The organism is Microvirga medicaginis (assembly GCF_052658925.1).
In genome coordinates this window covers 1-17930 of the sequence record NZ_JBQWEL010000023.1, presented here as the reverse complement: position 1 = coordinate 17930, position 17930 = coordinate 1, and the positions used below count along the sequence as shown (strand labels likewise).

Annotated in this window: 13 protein-coding genes and 1 pseudogene; 11 read left to right on the top strand and 3 right to left on the bottom strand. The window is 60.9% G+C overall.

Annotation, left to right across the window (positions count from 1 at the left end):
* Positions 1–77 precede the first annotated feature (77 nt).
* A complete protein-coding gene (locus tag ACUXUR_RS22240; RefSeq protein WP_445504536.1) occupies positions 78–2786 on the bottom strand; it encodes an Ig-like domain-containing protein in 2709 nt (902 codons plus the stop codon).
* A gap of 546 nt (positions 2787–3332) precedes the next feature.
* Between ACUXUR_RS22240 and ACUXUR_RS22235 the strand changes: the two genes are divergently transcribed.
* The 8 genes and pseudogenes from ACUXUR_RS22235 to ACUXUR_RS22200 all read left to right on the top strand — a co-directional run bounded on the left by ACUXUR_RS22235 (position 3333) and on the right by ACUXUR_RS22200 (position 13007).
* The gene (locus ACUXUR_RS22235; RefSeq protein ID WP_445504535.1) at positions 3333–5264 is read left to right on the top strand and encodes an FUSC family protein; all 1932 of its coding nucleotides are present in this window, start codon (positions 3333–3335) and stop codon (positions 5262–5264) included.
* A gap of 174 nt (positions 5265–5438) precedes the next feature.
* A complete protein-coding gene (locus ACUXUR_RS22230) occupies positions 5439–5714 on the top strand; it encodes a hypothetical protein (protein ID WP_445504534.1) in 276 nt (91 codons plus the stop codon).
* A 518-nt stretch (positions 5715–6232) separates the two neighbouring features.
* Positions 6233–7111, top strand: a pseudogene (locus tag ACUXUR_RS22225) (AraC family transcriptional regulator); the annotation flags it as partial.
* A gap of 218 nt (positions 7112–7329) precedes the next feature.
* A complete protein-coding gene (locus ACUXUR_RS22220) occupies positions 7330–8406 on the top strand; it encodes an ABC transporter substrate-binding protein (protein ID WP_445504533.1) in 1077 nt (358 codons plus the stop codon).
* A 77-nt stretch (positions 8407–8483) separates the two neighbouring features.
* Entirely contained in the window at positions 8484–9326 is an 843-nt protein-coding gene (locus ACUXUR_RS22215; RefSeq protein ID WP_445504594.1) for an ATP-binding cassette domain-containing protein, read from the top strand.
* A complete protein-coding gene (locus ACUXUR_RS22210) occupies positions 9323–10582 on the top strand; it encodes a sugar ABC transporter permease (protein WP_445504532.1) in 1260 nt (419 codons plus the stop codon). Before ACUXUR_RS22215 ends, ACUXUR_RS22210 begins: the two co-directional genes overlap by 4 nt.
* 25 nt (positions 10583–10607) lie before the next feature.
* The gene (locus tag ACUXUR_RS22205; RefSeq protein ID WP_445504531.1) at positions 10608–11336 is read left to right on the top strand and encodes an SDR family oxidoreductase; all 729 of its coding nucleotides are present in this window, start codon (positions 10608–10610) and stop codon (positions 11334–11336) included.
* Positions 11337–11399: 63 nt separating this feature from the next.
* Positions 11400–13007 (top strand): FGGY-family carbohydrate kinase, encoded by a 1608-nt coding sequence (locus tag ACUXUR_RS22200; protein ID WP_445504530.1) that lies wholly within the window; start codon positions 11400–11402, stop codon positions 13005–13007.
* A 16-nt stretch (positions 13008–13023) separates the two neighbouring features.
* On the opposite strand, the gene ACUXUR_RS22195 is transcribed toward ACUXUR_RS22200, so the two are convergent.
* Positions 13024–13557, bottom strand: coding sequence for a hypothetical protein (locus ACUXUR_RS22195; protein WP_445504529.1), 534 nt, complete (start codon positions 13555–13557; stop codon positions 13024–13026).
* A gap of 230 nt (positions 13558–13787) precedes the next feature.
* On the opposite strand from ACUXUR_RS22195, the gene ACUXUR_RS22190 reads away from it, so the two are divergent.
* The 3 genes from ACUXUR_RS22190 to ACUXUR_RS22180 are packed head-to-tail and all read left to right on the top strand — an operon-like array spanning position 13788 to position 16462.
* Positions 13788–14606, top strand: coding sequence for an ABC transporter ATP-binding protein (locus ACUXUR_RS22190; protein ID WP_445504528.1), 819 nt, complete (start codon positions 13788–13790; stop codon positions 14604–14606).
* On the top strand, positions 14603–15394 hold the full coding sequence (locus ACUXUR_RS22185; protein WP_445504527.1) for an ABC transporter permease: 792 nt from the start codon (positions 14603–14605) through the stop codon (positions 15392–15394). The genes ACUXUR_RS22190 and ACUXUR_RS22185 overlap by 4 nt, the downstream gene beginning before the upstream one ends.
* A gap of 45 nt (positions 15395–15439) precedes the next feature.
* Entirely contained in the window at positions 15440–16462 is a 1023-nt protein-coding gene (locus ACUXUR_RS22180) for an ABC transporter substrate-binding protein (protein ID WP_445504526.1), read from the top strand.
* A gap of 370 nt (positions 16463–16832) precedes the next feature.
* On the opposite strand, the gene ACUXUR_RS22175 is transcribed toward ACUXUR_RS22180, so the two are convergent.
* Positions 16833–17663 (bottom strand): alpha/beta fold hydrolase, encoded by an 831-nt coding sequence (locus tag ACUXUR_RS22175; protein ID WP_445504525.1) that lies wholly within the window; start codon positions 17661–17663, stop codon positions 16833–16835.
* Positions 17664–17930 lie beyond the last annotated feature (267 nt).

Sequence of the window (17930 nt, the reverse complement as noted above, 5' to 3'; positions counted from 1 at the left end):
GATGCGATGGCTCCTGATATCCGGTCGGGCCGTCGTTCAGGATGTCGGATACGATCGACGACCCAGGCATTACCGCCTCACATGACGAGATCGGTAGACTGGGGAAGAGCACCTGCAATGGTCAGCCCGGTCCTCAACACCTCTCCGCTGGCGAATGTGACAACAGCCTCTATCGTGTTTCGAGCGCCTGCAAGTCGTTCGAGATCTCCAACCGTGGCATCCAGCGCAAGGCCTTGGGGCGTCGCGATCAAATCCTCCGGGCCGAACGCAGCGATCTCCCTGCCGTTTACGAACACGTCGAGATCGGCGATTATCGCACTCGGAACCGGCAATCCGAGAACGGAGGTTTCGATCTGCTCCGACGATGTCAGCCGCGAAGCCCCACCTGTATTGTCGATAACATTCAGCCGAGAGAGATTAGCGTCCTCTCCGACGCCGATTGCGGCGATCTTCGCTCCAAACTCATCGTTCAATCTCGCAAGATCGGCCTCCACCGCGCCCTGTCCGGCCCCGTCGGAGAGGAAATACACGATATTCCTCTCGTTGCCTTGATCTAAGCTCTGCAATCTCTCGTTAGCCGCTCGCAGGGCATCGGCGAAATTTGTTTGTCCGCCTGCATCAAGGCCTCTCAGGTAACTGGCGATCATCGTCTCGCCTGCGCCGCCGAGGTTGAAAGTGGCGGCAGCCGCGGATTGGCTGTCGCCAGAACCAGTCGTCGGGTCGGCGCTGCCGTTGAAGGGAATCACCGTCACCGCGACGTCGGCGGGAGAAAAGCCGAGTTCGCTTATCCGCCCGGTCAGCGTGATCAAGCTCGCGATTTCCGCATCCAGAACGGTGTTGGACCGACCGTCGGCATTCAGGTCACCGACCGGTTGCCCATCGAACCGTTCGGAGGTGCTGCCCGAAACATCGATGAGGTACAGGACATTCATTTGTGACTGCACAACCGGACCAAGACGAATGGTGAGATCCAGATCCGCAGTTGGCGTCGTTGTCGCAGACGGCACCGTGATCGTGAGATCGACCGGCTGATTGTTGAACTCGATAATATCGCTTGCCGAAGCAGACTTCTCGGGAGATGAAAATGCCCCTGCCCCGGCGACATTCAGAGTGACATTTGCGGTATCAGTCCCTCCCTTGGCGTCAGAGACCGTGTAGGTGAAAGAGATAGTGGCGGTTTGACCTGCGCTGAGCGCTTGAAAATCATCGCCAGGATCGAAGACCAGATTCCCGGATGCGTCGAGATGAAGGGAGCCTTCGAGCGGGTTTGTCCAGCGAACGATGTGAAGAGGATCTCCGTCCACATCGTGGTCATTGTCGCTCAAGGCAAGGATCGTCTGCCCAACCTCACCGACAGCGCGGACTGAGTCATTCGCTGCGACGGGAGCATCGTTCCGACCGGTGACCGTCCAAGAGACCGAAGTTGGAATCCGAGCACCATCAATCACCAGACTGTAATTGACGGTAACTGTTGTGGTCTCCCCCTCTCCCAGATGCTGATAGGCAGGATGCGAAGGATCTAGAAGGAAACTTCGCGAACTTTCGATGTATCTGACACCCGGTGGCAACGATGCCGGCACGCTCACTCGTGGAGGCGTCGCACCATCCGCTGAAGTGGCGGCTTCTACGAAGGCACTAAGCCGCGCGAGGGGGCCATCTTCGACTGCCGAGCCAAGGATCTTCGCCGGCAGGAATGTGGCCGCTGGAATGAGTTGATTGTGGATCGCCGCACGCTCCGGCGCCAAAAGCCTGACGTCAAACGGCATGAGGTCGGGCAGGTCTATCGACATTGGCAGGTTGACCGGAATGATCGGTGTATCTTCGAAGTCGCTGCTGCCCCTCTTCTGAGGTTGGGGTGAAAAAACCTGAAAGAGATCCCTTACGAAATCACTTTCGCCACGGAGGTCGTTGGCCGTTTTGGTGATTTGCGTGATTTGCGGGTCGGAGGCACCGACGGGCGTGAGAAGTGTCGCGACTCGAGGATCCGATACTGACGTCAGCACCCGTAACGGGTTATTCTTGTCGAGGAGTAGAACCGAGCCTACGGAGCCATCCGGTTCGGTTAGAAGCGAAATTTTCGTAACTCCACTGAATGCAGAGATCTCAGTCTGAACGGCAGTTCCCCTGATCGCCATGGTCGCGACGGGCGTATCGACCTTCAGGTCGCCGGTCTTGGCGATTTTTCCTGCGACGAACCCGATGACACCTTGAACGAGGGTGAACAGCGCCGAGTTCGAAGTCGAGTCCGCAGCGTACACCATATCATTGAGCACGATGCGGGCATTGGAAGACAGGCCGAACACTGTTCCGTCGCTGAATCGTATCGCCAGCGTCGAATCCGATCCGGTCTGTACCACATCTCCTTTGGAGACTACGTCGCCGAGATGCAGCTCAACAGGAACTCCATTTCGAAGGACAGTCGCGGATCCGGAAACTTTCTCTACGCGACCAATCGGCACTTGCGTGGCCGCCACGTTGGCCGCTTGTGCGTATTGTTCCGGCACTTGGGCCCCGGCCAGCGCCTCGACGGTAGCGCCTGTCAAGCTGGCCCCGTCGACCGTCGTGAGGCTCGGAGGCCGTTCATGCGCGAAGTAGCCGAGGATGACCGCTGTCCTGTCGTGCCCTATGAGCACGAGATCGGCCCCTGATCTTCTGAAATCGGCAGTGAAAAGGAGGTTTCGGTCAGGGAAAAGGATCGACGGCTCGGCATCAAAACGTCGGCTCGATGCTTCCGCGGCATCGATTTGGATATCGAAGACACTGGTATCAACCGCGGATTGCAACACGGCCGAGCCCTCGGTTTAGGTGATGATAATCCTTTCACCAGTACATTCCTATCGGAATGAATCTCATTCGCAGGATCGAAACAGCTTAACGATCGAGCAACGAGATAACAGCAGCTTCACCCGGCATGCGAGTTGCAAAATCGCCTCAGGAAATTTTCGAGGGGCAAATCATTTTGCTTGGACTGAGCAAAGGCAAAGCAGGAGGTTGAGGCGAAGATCATGGCTGCGACCCAGAAGATCTGCCGGTCATTCTTTTCACACTTGTGAGCCTGGGATTGTTAAACTCGATGATCATCAAGCCGGGCCATCGCATGCGATGGTTCGGCTCCGGGTCCACTGCGGTCTTTAAGCGGAGTCGTAAAGGTCTGCTCACCGTGTCGATGCGGATATTCGACTGACTTCCGCCTCGCGACGAAGGCGACGCTGCATGTCTGGTCTGCAGGTGACGTCCTCCCTCCCTTCGGGGCTGTTCGCTAGAGAGTGCTGATGGCCAGGGACTTCGCTCAGGCGAACGGGCGCCCCTGCCAGTCTCCTGTGAGGGACTTCATGACAGCACAATTCGGACGATTCCTGGGGCTCGATCAGGCCGCCTTGGCTCATGGCCTTCGCCTGGCATTCGCGGCTTGGCTCGCCTATGCCATCGCCTCGCTCCTACATGTGGGAAACGCCTACTGGGCAGCAATGCCGATCTGGGTTGTTGCACAAGCGGCGAAAGGCTTACTGCTCGAACGCGGGTTCTTCCGCTTTGTTGGGACACTCCTGGGGGCCGGCGCCGGGTTCGGCATTCTCCAGCTTGGGCTCAGCCCGTACCTGTTACTCCTGTTGCTCGGCGTCTGGATCGCGTGCGCCACCATGCTCGTGCACATGTTGCGAGGTGTACATGGCTACGGCGCCCTGATGGCCGGGATGACCGCAGCCGTCGTCGTACTGCCGTCCGTTCTGCGGCCTGAACATGCCATGGAACTGGCGGTCGCCCGCGTAGAGTGCACTCTGATCGGCGTCATCGTCGTCACTCTCGTAACAGGGATTTGGACCCCTGCCTCGCTTCGCCACGACTTCTACAAGCGCGTCCGGTGCCTCGCCAGGGATGCCATCGTTTCCGCCCTGACCGCCTCCGCCGAAGATGCGGAGGCGCGCGAAAGGCAGATCCTGCGCGAGATGAGCGAGGTGCAGGCGAATGCGAGCCTCGTGACAGCCGGATCGGTGGAAGGCTACCGCCGCCTCCACCATGTGGATGCGCTGATCGTTGCTGCATTCGCAGTCATGGCGGCAGGACACCGCCTTGCCGAGAGGCCGCGCCGGGAAGGGACCCGAGGGCTCGGCATCAGAGACGAGGAAGCAGGGCGTCTCGCGGACGAACTTCTTGCCAGTCCACCGAAGACACGGGATGAGGCCCAAGTCCTCCTCTCACGGATCGAGTGGATGGACACCCGTTTGGCAGACGCCCTCCACCGTCTTGCTGAGGCGGACAAGGCATTCGAGATGGAGCCGTCCGGCGCCGACGCGCGCTCCTTCCGCCGCAAGGCGACCTATCTGGCTCCTCACCGGGACGGGCGGCTTGCCATCGAGACGGGCCTCCTCACGGGAACGGCTACCTTCATGGCCGCCATCCTTGGCTATGTGTCGGGCTGGCCGACAGGCGAACTGGCCGCGCTCGGCGTTTGCATCTTCTCCATGGTGCTGGGCTCGCTGCCCGCGCCCCAAACGGTAGCGCCGATGATGCTGAAGGGTGTCAGTGCCGGCGTTGCGGCCGCCCTGCTTTACCGCCTCGGGATCCAGCCGCACATCACGACAACGACACAGCTCGTCCTGTCCGTCGCCCCCTTCATCCTGGTGGGCGGCCTGACCCGCGCAAGCCGAAAGACTGCCGGCCCGGCGCTCGATGCCAACATGTGCTTCTTGCTGGCCAGCCAAGCCGTCCTGCCGGCGATCACCGATCGGGTCGTCATTCTGAACGAGGCAACTGCGCTGATGCTGGGTGCTGGCCTCGCTACCTCGAGCTTCATGCTGCTGCCGCCCCTGCGAGACCGGCGGGCGGCACGGGCCGCGCGGGCGGTTGGGTCCGATCTCCTGCGGATGGCTAAGGACGCAGCCGGTATCGGTGCCCCGCTCCAGATAAGTCGCATCCGACGGCAGATCCTGCGGCTTAGTCTTCATCTGGGAAAGGCGAACCGTCTTGGAACTCCATCGGGATGGAGTCTCCTAGACGCGCTGAGCCTCGCAGAGGCCATAGGCCGCCTCCAGACCGCCCTCGCGCAGCCGGAGGCGGATCCCGCATCCTCAAGCGCCATCCGTGAGGCGCTCATAAGTTTGCGCAACATGCTCGAAGACCCTACCGGGATTGCCGAGGACTTGGAGAGACAGGCCCGCTCCCTTCCAGATCAGGAGGCCGCCAACCTTCTGCTGGACGCGGCAGGCGCTCTGCGGGCAAGTCGGTCGCTCTTACTGCATGGCAGCGGGCAAGTCGCTAGCAGATAGCCGGCGGGACATGTACGCATTCGGTAACAGGGCGACGCCTTCTCCGATGTGCAAGCCCGCAGCAGGTCAGTCTCTGAAATCCCCTGCCCTTCATGAATATCTGCTTAGATGTGACGAGGGGACCATAGCGTCACTTCCGAGAAGTGCAGGCCCAGGTCTTGGAATTTCCAATCAGTGAACAGGAGCGTTTCGCCGGGCTGCTCCAGGAACGCGGCGGTCCCGAAGCCGTTGTCCCGCAGGTTCCATCAGCAGCCGGGGTCATCCATGGTCAGGCTCAAGCTCCTCCCCCTTGCACTCGCGGCAGGCCTGCTCACCTGTGGTCTCGCCGGCAGCGTTTCCGCCCAGCCCCGGATGGATCCGGACCGCGACTGGGAGCGCCGCGACTGGCGCGACCGGGACGGGGACCGCGACTGGGGGCGCGGCCCGCGCTGGCGCGAGCCGGACTGCTAATATGAACGGCGGCGGGAGAGAAACCGCTTCGGCGAGATCGTGATCAGACGCTACCGCGTCTGCGAGGACTGAGGGATCGGCGGGGATCATTCCCGCCGATCGGCCACCGTTATTGCGGCGCCGGCGGCATCGGTGAGCCGGTGCCCGCGCGAGGCTGCAACTGCACCCGGTCATAGAGCCGTAGCGCTGCATCGACCAGCAACGAAATCACCCTGGATTTTCATATCACTCGCCCGTATGCCGACTACTTGGCCCTTGCGGACCATTGCCATGGCCTCAGGGCAATCGGAGCAACCTATAAAAGGTACGGTCAAAATGCCCGTGGCGAAGTCCAGCATTCATATTACGATAGATCCTCCCCTCACTTCGTCAAAAAAGTATCAGTGTCGGATGCGAATCGTGCTGGCACTCATCCGCCGCGATGACTACCGTGGTGCTCTAATGAGTGCCGGAAAAATTCGGCCGACTGGGAGCAAGGGTCGTTGTGGACGCCCGCATCCGACCCGGAGGAAACGGACATGGAGCCGGATCTCGAAGTCGTTCAGATTAGACCCGGGGAATCATTCGCCGCCTGGTCGCACGGATATCCCTATCGAACAGTGCGCTGGCACTTTCATCCCGAATACGAATTGCACCTTGTTGTCGCCACCACCGGCCGCTACTTCGTCGGCGATTTCATCGGCGAGTTCAAGCCCGGCAACCTCGTTCTGACCGGACCGAACCTTCCGCACAACTGGGTCAGCGATATCCCGAAGGATACAAGTGTTCCGCTGCGCTGCCGCATCATCCAGTTCAGTGAGGAGTTCATCAGCGGGGCCATGACGACTTTTCCGGAACTCACCGCCCTAGGGCCCGTGCTGGAATCCTCGCGGCGCGGAGTGCTGTTCAGCGAGGAGACCAGCCGTCAGCTAGCCCCGCTCATGGAAGAGATGATGCAGGCCCAGGGTGTGCGCCGCATCGAGCTGTTCATGCTGATAGTCGGCTTGCTGAGCCGGGCACAGGGACCGCGGATGCTCGCCAGCGCCAGCTATCTGCCCGACCCCTCCGGCTACATGTCGGCAGGCATCAACAAGGCGCTCGCCTATATCCGCCAGAACCTGACGCGGCCTTTCAGCGAGGCGGATCTCGCCGCCATAGCAGGCCAATCGACGAGCGCCTTCTCGCGCGCTTTCCGCCAGCACACCGGCATGTCTCTGGTGCAGTATGTCAAGCGCCTGCGCATCAACCTCGCCTGCCAGATCCTCATGAGCGACGAACAGGCATCGATCACGAGCATCTGTTACGAAGTCGGTTACAACAATCTATCCAATTTCAACCGGCAGTTCCTGGCCGAGAAGGGAATGACGCCTTCCCGGTTCCGGCGGCTCCTGCTCGACAACATCAACACGGCCAAGGCCATAAACGGAGGATCCAGGAAAGAACATCCCAATCATCGCCAGACACTCCGGGAGCGCGCATCTGCCCCCGCAAGAGAAAGCGTTCTGCTCTGAAATCGGCCACACATCGGGGCCATGATACCGATGGCCATTAGGCCTGACATCCCGACCGGCAGCCTTTTCTGGAGCTAACGCCATTCAACGCCATATACAAAATCGTATCAGAGGGAGAGAAACGAATGACGAAGTCTTCATGGAAATTCACCGGCCTGGCGGCACTGACCCTGTCCCTGCTCGCCGGCACGGGTGGCGTCATGGCCCAGAATGCGAAGGTTTCCAATGCCACTGTCGCATTCCTCATGCCGGATCAGGCGTCCACCCGCTACGAGGAACACGACTACCCCGGCTTCAAGGCCGAAATGGAAAAACTCTGCCCAACCTGCAAGGTGATCTATCAGAACGCCGACGCCAACGTATCGCGCCAGCAGCAGCAGTTCAACTCGGCGATCTCACAAGGCGCAAAAGTGATCGTGCTCGACCCTGTCGATTCCACCGCGGCCGCCTCGCTGGTGAAACAGGCGCAGGGCCAAGGCATCAAGGTGATTGCGTATGACAGGCCCGTGCCGGATGCCAAGGCTGACTTCTACGTTTCCTTCGACAATCAGGCCATCGGCAAGTCCATTGCGGATTCGTTGGTGCAGCACCTGAAGAAATCCAACGTGAGTGCCGCCAGCGGCACCGGCGTCCTGCAGATCAACGGCTCTCCGACAGACGCAGCTGCGGGTCTCATCAAGAAGGGTATCCACGAGGGTCTCGACAACAGCGGCTATCCCATCCTGGCCGAATACGACACGCCGGACTGGGCTCCGCCGAAGGCACAGCAATGGGCCAGCGGTCAGATCACCCGCTTCGGCAAGAACATCCTCGGCGTCGTGGCGGCCAATGACGGCACCGCTGGCGGCGCAATCGCTGCCTTCAAGGCCGCAGGCGTCAATCCGGTCCCGCCAGTCACCGGCAACGACGCGACGATCGCGGCGCTACAGCTGATTATTGCGGGCGACCAGTACAACACCATCTCCAAGCCGAGCGAGATCGTGGCGGCCGCCGCGGCCAATGTGGCCGTCCAACTCCTGGGAGGCGAAACGCCGAAAGCCGAGACGACGCTCTTCAACACACCGTCGAAGCTGTTCGTCCCGGCGGTGATTACGGCCGAGAACCTGAAGGCCGAGATCATCGACAAGAAGATCAATACGGCCGATCAGCTCTGCTCCGGCCGCTACGCCGAAGGCTGCAAAAAGTTGGGAATTACCAACTGATCAGCAAGATCCGTCCGGCCGCCAGACGGCGGCCGGACATTCGCATGCCAACGGGAGATGCCATTGAGGCACGCCACATGACGAACACCAATGAAGTGCGAGGCGACGGGCGCGAACGGGTGCTCAGCCTGCGCGGGATATCGAAGCATTTCGGCGCTGTATCCGCCTTGACCGATATCGATCTGGACGTGCACGCCGGCGAGGTTGTGGCGCTGGTCGGCGACAACGGCGCCGGCAAATCCACGCTGGTCAAGATCCTGGCCGGAGTGCACCAGCCAAGTTCGGGCGCAATCACCTTCCGCGGCAAGCCGGTGACGCTTGACGATCCGAGCACGGCGCTTGGGCTCGGCATCGCAACGGTGTTCCAGGATCTGGCGTTGTGCGAGAACCTCGACGTGGTTGCGAATATCTTTCTCGGCAGAGAGCTCAATCCCCTCCGGCTCGACGAAGTGTCCATGGAAGTCAAAGCATGGACCCTGCTCAATGAGCTGTCCGCACGCATTCCGAGCGTCCGCGAACCGGTTGCCTCGCTCTCCGGCGGGCAGCGCCAGACCGTCGCCATCGCACGCTCGCTGCTGCTCGAACCGAAGCTCATTCTCCTCGACGAACCCACCGCTGCCCTCGGTGTCGCCCAGACGGCCGAAGTGCTGGACCTGATCGAGCGCGTGCGCGACCGCGGTCTCGGCGTAATCATGATCAGTCACAACATGGAAGACGTGCGTGCAGTCGCCGACCGCATCGTCGTTCTCAGGCTGGGCCGGAACAACGGCGTCTTCGCTCCAGACGCCTCCAATCAGGAGCTGGTCAGCGCCATCACCGGCGCGGTCGACAATTCGGTTTCACGCCGTGCCGGCCGGCGCCCTGCCCAGAGCGGGCAGATCCATGATCAGCACACCCAAGCACCGGAGACGCGTCGATGACCAAGAGCGTGGATCAGGACACGCAGGCTGCCACGATGCTCGATCGCAGAGACGAGCGCGTTAAGCACGCCGAAGGGATTGGCGACACGATCCGGGCCTTCCTGGACCGAGTCCGTTCGGGCGATCTCGGCTCGCTTCCCGTCGTGGTTGGCCTGGCGATCATTTGGACGGTGTTCCAGAGCCTCAACCCGGTTTTCCTGGCGCCGAACAACCTCGTCAATCTTCTGTTCGACTGCTCGACCGTCGGCGTCATCGCGCTCGGCATCGTCTGCATTCTGATCGTGGGCGAGATCGACCTTTCGGTCGGATCAGTGAGCGGTTTCGCATCCGCGTTGGTAGGCGTGCTGTGGGTGAACCAGGGCTGGCCGGTCGCGGTCGCAATCATGGCCGCTCTCGCCTTCGGAGCGCTGATCGGCTCAATCTATGCATTTTTGTTCAACCGCTTCGGTATGCCGAGCTTCGTATCGACGCTGGCCGGCCTGCTCTCCGTACTCGGCCTGCAGCTCTACCTCCTCGGCTCGACCGGTTCGATCAACCTCCCCTACGAGTCGCCTCTGGTCAATTTCGGCCAGCTGCTCGTCATGCCCGATGCGATCTCATACATCCTTGCATTGCTCCCCGGCATCGTACTCCTCGTGCTCGAATACCGCACCGCGGCTCGCCGGCGCGCAGCAGGACTGTCCTCGCATCCGCTGGGCAGGCTCATCGTGCGCGCTGTGATTCTCACGGTCATTCTGGAATTCATTGTTTATTACCTCAATCTCGACCGCGGCATCCCCTGGATGTTCGGTCTCTTCGTTGGCCTCGTGGCGGCGATGAACTACGCGCTGACGCGGACCAAGTGGGGCCGCTCGATGGTCGCGGTCGGCGGTAATCGTGAGGCTGCACGCCGGGCCGGCATCAATGTCCGATTCATCTATACGACGGCCTTCATGCTGTGCTCTGCACTGGCGGCCACTGGCGGCATTCTGTCCGCCGCGCGCCTAGCCTCCGCCAGTCAGCAGGCAGGCACCGGCGACGTCAATCTCAACGCCATCGCAGCCGCCGTCATCGGCGGAACAAGCCTGTTCGGCGGGCGCGGCAGCGCCTATTCCGCCCTGCTCGGCATCATCGTCATCCAATCAATCGCCAGCGGTCTGACGCTGCTCGATCTCTCGTCATCGCTTCGGTACATGATTACCGGCGCCGTGCTTGCCATCGCCGTCATTGTCGACTCGCTGGCACGCCGCTCGCGCGTTTCCCATGGCCGGGCCTGAGCCAATCGAACTAAGAGGAAAAGCCATGGGCGAAAAGCTATCTGGAAGAGTCGCCGCGATCACCGGGGCGGCCTCTGGCATTGGTCTCGAATGCGCCAAGATTCTGCTTTCCGAGGGCGCGCGCGTCGTGCTTGTCGACCGCGATGAGGAGGCATTGAAAACCGTCTGCGCGGATCTCGGCTCGCAGGCGATTCCCTTGCGGGTGGATGTGACCGATCCGGAGAGCATCGCCCGGATGATGCCGCAGATCCTGGATCGCGCCGGGCAGCTCGATATTTTCCACGCGAATGCAGGCTCCTATATCGGCGGCGATATTCTGGAAGGCGATCCCGATGCCTGGGACCGCATGCTGAACCTCAACATCAACGCCGTCTTCCGGTCTGTTCACGCCGTGCTGCCGCACATGGTGGAGCGCAAGACCGGCGACATCATCGTCACCAGTTCGATTGCCGGTCTCGTCCCCGTCGTCTGGGAGCCGATCTACACGGCCTCCAAGCACGCCGTGCAGGCCTTTGTGCATACCGTGCGGCGGCAGGTCTCGAAATACGGGCTGCGCGTCGGCGCCGTTGCTCCAGGCCCCGTAGTCACAGCCCTGATCAAAGACTGGCCCAAGGAGAAGCTCGATGAAGAACTGGCGGCGGGAGGCCTGATGCAACCCACGGAGGTCGCCGAAGCCGTCCTGTTCATGCTGACGAGACCGCGAAACGTCACCATTCGCGACCTCGTCATCCTGCCGCAGAGCAACGATTTGTAAGACGTGTCGGATGCGCCGCTGGCGCCGCCAACTCCTCTGGACACATTTGGATATTTGACAGTCATGGCAAACCACTTTCTCGGCATCGACGTCGGCACCGGCAGCGCGCGCGCCGGTGTCTTCGACGAGCATGGAGCTCTGCTGGCCTCGGCCAAGGCCGATATCGGGCTGTGGCACGAGGCCGGCGGCATTGTGGAGCAGTCGAGCAATGATATCTGGCGTGCGGTCTGCGCGTGCGTGCGCGAGGCCGTGCTCCATGCCGGCATTCCTCCGAAGTCCATTGCTGGCATCGGCTTCGACGCGACCTGCTCTCTGGTCGTATTGGGACAAAGCGGCCAGTCCCTGCCTGTCGGCCCATCCGGCGATCCCGAACGCAACATCATCGTCTGGATGGACCATCGTGCGACGGAGCAGGCACGCCGGATCAACAGCACAGGAGAAACAGTCCTCAACTACGTTGGCGGCGCCATCTCGCCCGAAATGGAGACACCCAAGCTATTGTGGCTGGCCGAGAACATGCCCGAGACCTTTGCGGCGGCATGGCAGTTCATGGATCTGGCCGATTTCCTCACCTGGAAAGCCACGGGAAATCTCGCGCGCTCCGTCTGCACGGTGACATGCAAATGGACTTATCTTGCGCATGAGAAGCGTTGGGACGCGGGCTATTTCAGAAAGGTGGGGCTTGGCGTTCTGGCCGATGAAGCCTTCCGCCGCATCGGTACCGAGATCGTTCCGGGCGGCACCCCGCTCGGCGGCCTGACCCCGCAGGCGGCGGTCGATCTGGGTCTGGGGCCTGGAACCCCCGTTGCGGCCGGACTGATCGATGCCCATGCCGGCGGCGTGGGAACGGTCGGCGCGCGCGGCGATGTCGGCAGCGTCCTCACCCGCATGGCTTATGTGTTCGGCACCTCCGCCTGCACGATGTCGACGACGGCGGAGCCTGCCTTCGTCCAGGGTGTATGGGGGCCCTATCATTCCGCCATGGTGCCCGGCCTGTGGCTCAACGAAGGCGGCCAATCGGCGGCGGGCGCTGCCATCGATCATCTGGTGCGGATGCATCCCGTCTCCGAACAGGCAGCGAAAGTGGCCCGCGACAATGGCGTCAGCCTCAGCCAATGGCTGTCGATGGAAGCCGAGAAGCGTGGCGGCGCTTCCGCAGCGCCTGATCTCATCGGCGACCTGCATGTCGTTCCCGAATTCCTCGGCAATCGTGCCCCGTTCGCCGATCCCGATGCGCGCGGGGTAATTGCCGGGCTTGGCATGGAAACGGGCCTCGACAACCTCGTGGCGCTCTACCTGGCCGGTCTCTGCGGACTGGGCTACGGAGCACGGCAGATCGTGCAGGCGCAGCATGAGAAAAACGTGCAGATCGACACGATCGTGGTCAGCGGCGGCGCGGGCCAAAGCGCGCTTGTGCGGCAGCTTCTCGCCGACACGACGGGAAAAGTCGTTGCCGCCCCGACCTCGCAGGAGCCCGTGCTCCTGGGATCCGCCATGCTCGGAGCCGTTGCATCGGGTCGCTATCCCAATATCGCAGAAGCCATGTCGTCCATGTCGGAGCTGGGTGAGACCTATCAGCCCAATCCGGCATCGGCCGGTTGGCACGAGAAACGGTTCAAAGCGTTTGAGATGCTTCAGCAGGTGGCGAGGTCGATCAGGTCCCTCAGCTGAGAAGAGTCCACCCGCCTCACGGATCTGTCCGGCGGCGCGCCTGAAAATCCTGGGTCAGGACCCAGCCTGACTCGGTCTCACGACAATTGCTCCAGACGAAGCTCGTATCGGTCACGTCCGAGAAGGTCCACTGCATACGCTGACCGTCCTCCAAAGTCGTCTCCAGTACGACCTTCCTGCCGGTCTTGCGCGCGACAAACACATGAACCGCCCGCTGGCAGGGTCCGATCCATGTCGAGCGCCAGGCACCTAGTGCAGGGTCGAAGAACCGCAGGCTGGTGCCGTATTCGTAAAGGTCGGGATGGCTCTGGCGCTCGGCGCGCGGCGGCACGATCCAGACATCCTGAACGGCGCGCCCTTCCAGCACCCAGGCAAAGTGCCATTCGCCGTTTTCCTGTCGCCGGATGCTGCCGTCCTCCGCATACCAGGTGACAACGAGATCCCAGCTTCCGATGAAAGACCCAAAGATCCGATGCTCGTCCGGCAAATCCGGATGCGGCCCGGTGCAGACGAGGGCCGAGGCGAAGACATTCTGACTGATCGACATCATCCTCTCCCCTGTCATTGCCGGCCTCACCGGAGGGGCCTCGCCGATACAAAAGATCGTCGCGGTGTTTTCGCCTCGATACTGGAGCGATTCCCGACGACCGCCAAGCGACCCAGGATGAAACCGGCTTCATTCATGGGGCGAACCCCAGGCTTGGCCCTCTTGCCATTGGGGTGTGGACCTCTAGGATGGCGTCAAGCGCCGCTGACAGGCGCGGGAAATGCCCAAGCCCGATGCCAATATCACCGACTGCACCAGCCGTTTCGCTCCGCAACATTGCCATCACTTTCGGTCCGAAGGTGAGCGGCTACACAGCCGTGCGAGACATCGACCTCGCAGCAGCACCGGGTGAATTCATTGCGATTGTCGGGCCGACCGGCTGTGGCAAATCCACCCTGCTCAACGCGGCTGCGGGGCTGCTCAAGCCGTCCAGCGGTCACGTCGAGATCTTCGGTGCGCCGTTATCGGGCCTCAACGCCCGGGCAGGCTATCTCTTCCAGCAGGACGCGCTGATGCCGTGGAAGACGGCGCTTCAGAATGTTGCTGTTGCCTTGGAGCCCAAGGGTATTTCCCGAATTGGGGCCGAGGCGAAGGCGCGCGAGTGGCTGCGTCGGGTTGGCCTGGCCGCCTTCCTCGATCGCTACCCTCATATGCTTTCGGGCGGGCAGAGAAAGCGGGTCGCACTGGCGCAGATGCTGATCCGCGACCCCGAAATCCTTCTGATGGACGAGCCTTTTGGGCCGCTCGATGCACAGACCCGGCAGATCATGGGCAACCTGCTCCTGGATCTCTGGGCGGCCAATCGCAAGGCAGTGCTCTTCGTCACGCACGACCTGGAAGAGGCGATAGCCCTCGCGGATCGGGTGGTGGTGATGTCGGCCGGCCCGGCCGCACGCATCATCGGCGACTTCCCCGTCACATTGCCGCGCCCACGAGACATCGCCGAGATCCGGCTCGAATCGGACTTTCATCGCATTCACAAGGAAATTTGGGCAAGCCTTCGCGCCGAGGTGCAGAAGGCCTATGCGCAGGGGGAGGGAGCCTCCGCATGAACCGGGTGAAATTGATCCTGCTCCAAGTCGCGGTCGGCCTTGGTTTTTTGCTCCTCTGGCATGTCCTGACCGCCTATCCTATCCTCGCGCCGACCAAGCAGACGCAGTTCTTCTTCTCGACGCCGGCCGATGTGCTGGCACGGGTCTGGAAAGAATTCACCTCCACGGAGATCTGGGGACACCTCTGGATCACGCTGCTGGAGACGATTCTCGCGTTCGCCTTTGGAGCCGGAGGCGGCATCCTGTTCGGATTCCTGTTCGCCCGGCGCGAACTGCTGGCCGCTGTGTTTGATCCCTACATCAAAGCCGCAAATGCTCTGCCGCGCGTGGTGCTCGCGCCCATTTTCGCCCTTTGGTTCGGCTTGGGCATCTGGTCCAAGGTGGCCCTCGGCTTCACCCTGGTCTTCTTCATCGTGTTCTTCAACGTGTACCAGGGCGTGCGCGAGGTGAGCCCGGTGGTGCTGGCCAATGCGCGCATGCTCGGCATGAACGAGCGCCAGCTGCTGCGGCACGTCTATTGGCCGGCGGCGCTGACTTGGATGTTCTCGTCTTTGCACACCTCCGTGGGGTTTGCTCTCGTCGGCGCGGTGGTGGGCGAATATCTCGGCTCCTCGGCAGGCCTCGGCTACAAGATCCACGAGGCAGAGAGCGTTTTTGACGTGACCGGTGTCTTCGCAGGAATGGTGATCCTTTCGATCTTCGTCATTTTCATTGACGCCTTTGTGACCCTGATTGAAAAGCGACTCCTGGTCTGGCGTCCTGCCCCATCGACAAACGCGCAGGGTTAGGGAATCCTTCGCTTCCACAAACTGCATCCAAGCAGGGAGATCAGGATGGAACGCCGTACATTTCTCATCGGAGCGGGCGCGGCTGCGCTGACTGCAGGCCTCAGCCCGAGTGCCTTCGCGCAGGAGAAGCCCGAGAAGAGCAAGGTCACCCTGGGTGTGGGTGGCAAGCCCCTGCTCTATTACCTGCCGCTGACGATCGCGGAACGGAAGGGCTTCTTCAAGGAAGAGGGGCTTGATGTCGAGATCAACGATTTCGGCGGCGGCGCCAAGTCGCTCCAGGCCCTCATCGGCGGCTCCGTCGATGTGGTGACCGGTGCTTATGAGCACACGATCCGCATGCAGGCGAAGGGCCAGGATGTCCGTGCCATCACCGAGCTCGGCCGTTTCCCGGCCATTGTGATCGCGGTCAAGAAAGACAAAGCAGGACAGATCAAGTCCGCAGCCGATTTCAAAGGCCTCAAGATCGGCGTGACGGCACCGGGCTCCTCCACGGCTCTGACCGCGCAATACGCGATGGTCAAGGCTGGTTTGAAGCCGACGGATGCCGCCTTCATCGGCATTGGATCAGGTGCAAGTGCCGTTGCCGCCATGCAGAAGGGCGAAATCGATGTGATCTCGCATCTCGATCCTGTGATCGCCAAGTTGGAATCGGACGGGGATATCACTATTCTGATCGATACCCGCACGAAGGCGGGCACACGGGCGCTCTTCGGCGGCTCGAACCCGGCCGCGACGCTCTATACCAAGAAGGACTTCATCGACACCAACCCGGTGACAACACAGCGCCTCGTCAATGCTTTCATGAAGTCGCTCAAATGGCTCCAAACAGCCAAGCCGGAGGATGTCGCCGATACGGTGCCGCCCGAATATCACCTCGGCGACAAGCCTCTTTACATCAAGGCGGTTCAGAACTCGCTGGAAAGCTATTCTCGTACCGGCATCGTACCGCCTGATGGTATGGCAAGTGTCATGGACATGCTGAAGACGCTCGATCCTGAATTGAAGGATGCCAAAGTCGATCTTACAGCAACCTTCGATGAGCGATTTGTCAAGAAGGCAGCGAGTTAGGGCTGGACGAAAGACGCGCTCCAACCTGATCAGTAGGAACACCTCCTGAAGGCGGAGCCGCACAGGACGAATGCGCTGGCATTGCCGGCATCTTCACGATGCCGGCAATCAGTAATGAAACGCCCCCGTCTCGTGAGATGCATGTCTCGATCGAGCATGCTTGATGACCATCGTAAGCAGGTCGCCGTCCCGCAGAGGGATTGGTGCAGATGGCTCCATCACAGCTAACTGCTACACACACAAGATCCCTTCCGGATCAGGCTCGGCGACATTGTTGTCAGCATAAAAGGACAGTCGGTTTCGTCGGTCTTGTGAGACTTCGTGTTCCCGTGGATTGGCATCCAAAAAGATCGCTATAGTGATAAGCAAATCATTGGGAGAGCGTATCAATTCGGTTAAGAAACTGGTGGATCACCTTGATAAGGAGCCGCTCCCGCTCCCGATGCGGCACGTGTCCGGTATTCGGAAGGATATGAGCCGTCCCACGTCCTGCAGCAATGCGTTTGGGGTGCTCGTTTGTTCCGTACTCATCCACCTCGCCATGAATAGCCAGTACGGGACAGCGGATCGCCGCAAGAGCAACATCCAGATTCCAGTGCGAAAATTCAGGCGCGAGCCACGTGTCAATCCAGGCGCTGACAGCCCATTCGGCCTTGCCGCCATGATAATTCGCTAACTTCGCGAGATTGGCGGGATCCTCGAAACTGCGTTGTGCAATGCGGATTCCTTCGAGGGTTCTGTCTTCGACAAAGGCCTGGGCTGCGATTGTCATGAGCGCTCGACACCGATGTGGTAAATGAGCTGCCGTCTCGACGGCCATGCCTCCGCCAACACTATGTCCGCAGGCGACGAAGTCTGTAATCCCAAGCTGCTCGCACAATTGCGGAACAACGTGCTGCGCTTCCCACGCGATGAAATCGGATCCCAACCTTCCCGGATAGGGATCGGAGCGGCCAAAGCCGAGGCGGTCATAGGCAATGACGCGACGCCTCGTCGTTGCGGCGAGATGTTTGGGAAAACTGCGCCATAGCTCGACGCAGCCGAGAGAATCGTGGAACAGCAGGATCGGTGCGAGTTGACCCGCTTCAGGAGCGTCCGCCATCCAGATCTTGGCGAAGAGACGGCCCTCTTCGATCAAAATCCGGTGTTCCAGCTCATCGATCGCAACGGGCGGAGCTTCGGGCATGGAGATGTTCAGCATTGTGCGGTCCAGGGATGGCTCATCGCTCAATAACATTCTGAGATGCCGTCTAAAGCAATCGTAATGATAACTGTGGAAAGGACCGCGAGCCGCGCAACCATCATAGTGATTGCGAGTGCGTTGAGTTCAACTGGATAGAGAGCCTTTTCCACTCAGCACGATCCCGGCTCTCACGCGACCTTCCTGCCATTCCACGGCGATCATAGGTACCTACAATCCTTATCCTCCTATCTGAGGCGGGAATTCGGCGGCATATACGTCATCATG

Coding starts and splice junctions, on each gene's coding strand:
- ACUXUR_RS22210 (WP_445504532.1), top strand. CDS start 9,323: ATGACCAAGAGCGTGGATCAGGACACGCAGGCTGCCACGATGCTCGAT.
- ACUXUR_RS22195 (WP_445504529.1), bottom strand. CDS start 13,557: ATGATGTCGATCAGTCAGAATGTCTTCGCCTCGGCCCTCGTCTGCACC.
- ACUXUR_RS22215 (WP_445504594.1), top strand. CDS start 8,484: ATGACGAACACCAATGAAGTGCGAGGCGACGGGCGCGAACGGGTGCTC.
- ACUXUR_RS22200 (WP_445504530.1), top strand. CDS start 11,400: ATGGCAAACCACTTTCTCGGCATCGACGTCGGCACCGGCAGCGCGCGC.
- ACUXUR_RS22175 (WP_445504525.1), bottom strand. CDS start 17,663: ATGCTGAACATCTCCATGCCCGAAGCTCCGCCCGTTGCGATCGATGAG.
- ACUXUR_RS22205 (WP_445504531.1), top strand. CDS start 10,608: ATGGGCGAAAAGCTATCTGGAAGAGTCGCCGCGATCACCGGGGCGGCC.
- ACUXUR_RS22190 (WP_445504528.1), top strand. CDS start 13,788: ATGCCAATATCACCGACTGCACCAGCCGTTTCGCTCCGCAACATTGCC.
- ACUXUR_RS22185 (WP_445504527.1), top strand. CDS start 14,603: ATGAACCGGGTGAAATTGATCCTGCTCCAAGTCGCGGTCGGCCTTGGT.
- ACUXUR_RS22220 (WP_445504533.1), top strand. CDS start 7,330: ATGACGAAGTCTTCATGGAAATTCACCGGCCTGGCGGCACTGACCCTG.
- ACUXUR_RS22180 (WP_445504526.1), top strand. CDS start 15,440: ATGGAACGCCGTACATTTCTCATCGGAGCGGGCGCGGCTGCGCTGACT.
- ACUXUR_RS22235 (WP_445504535.1), top strand. CDS start 3,333: ATGACAGCACAATTCGGACGATTCCTGGGGCTCGATCAGGCCGCCTTG.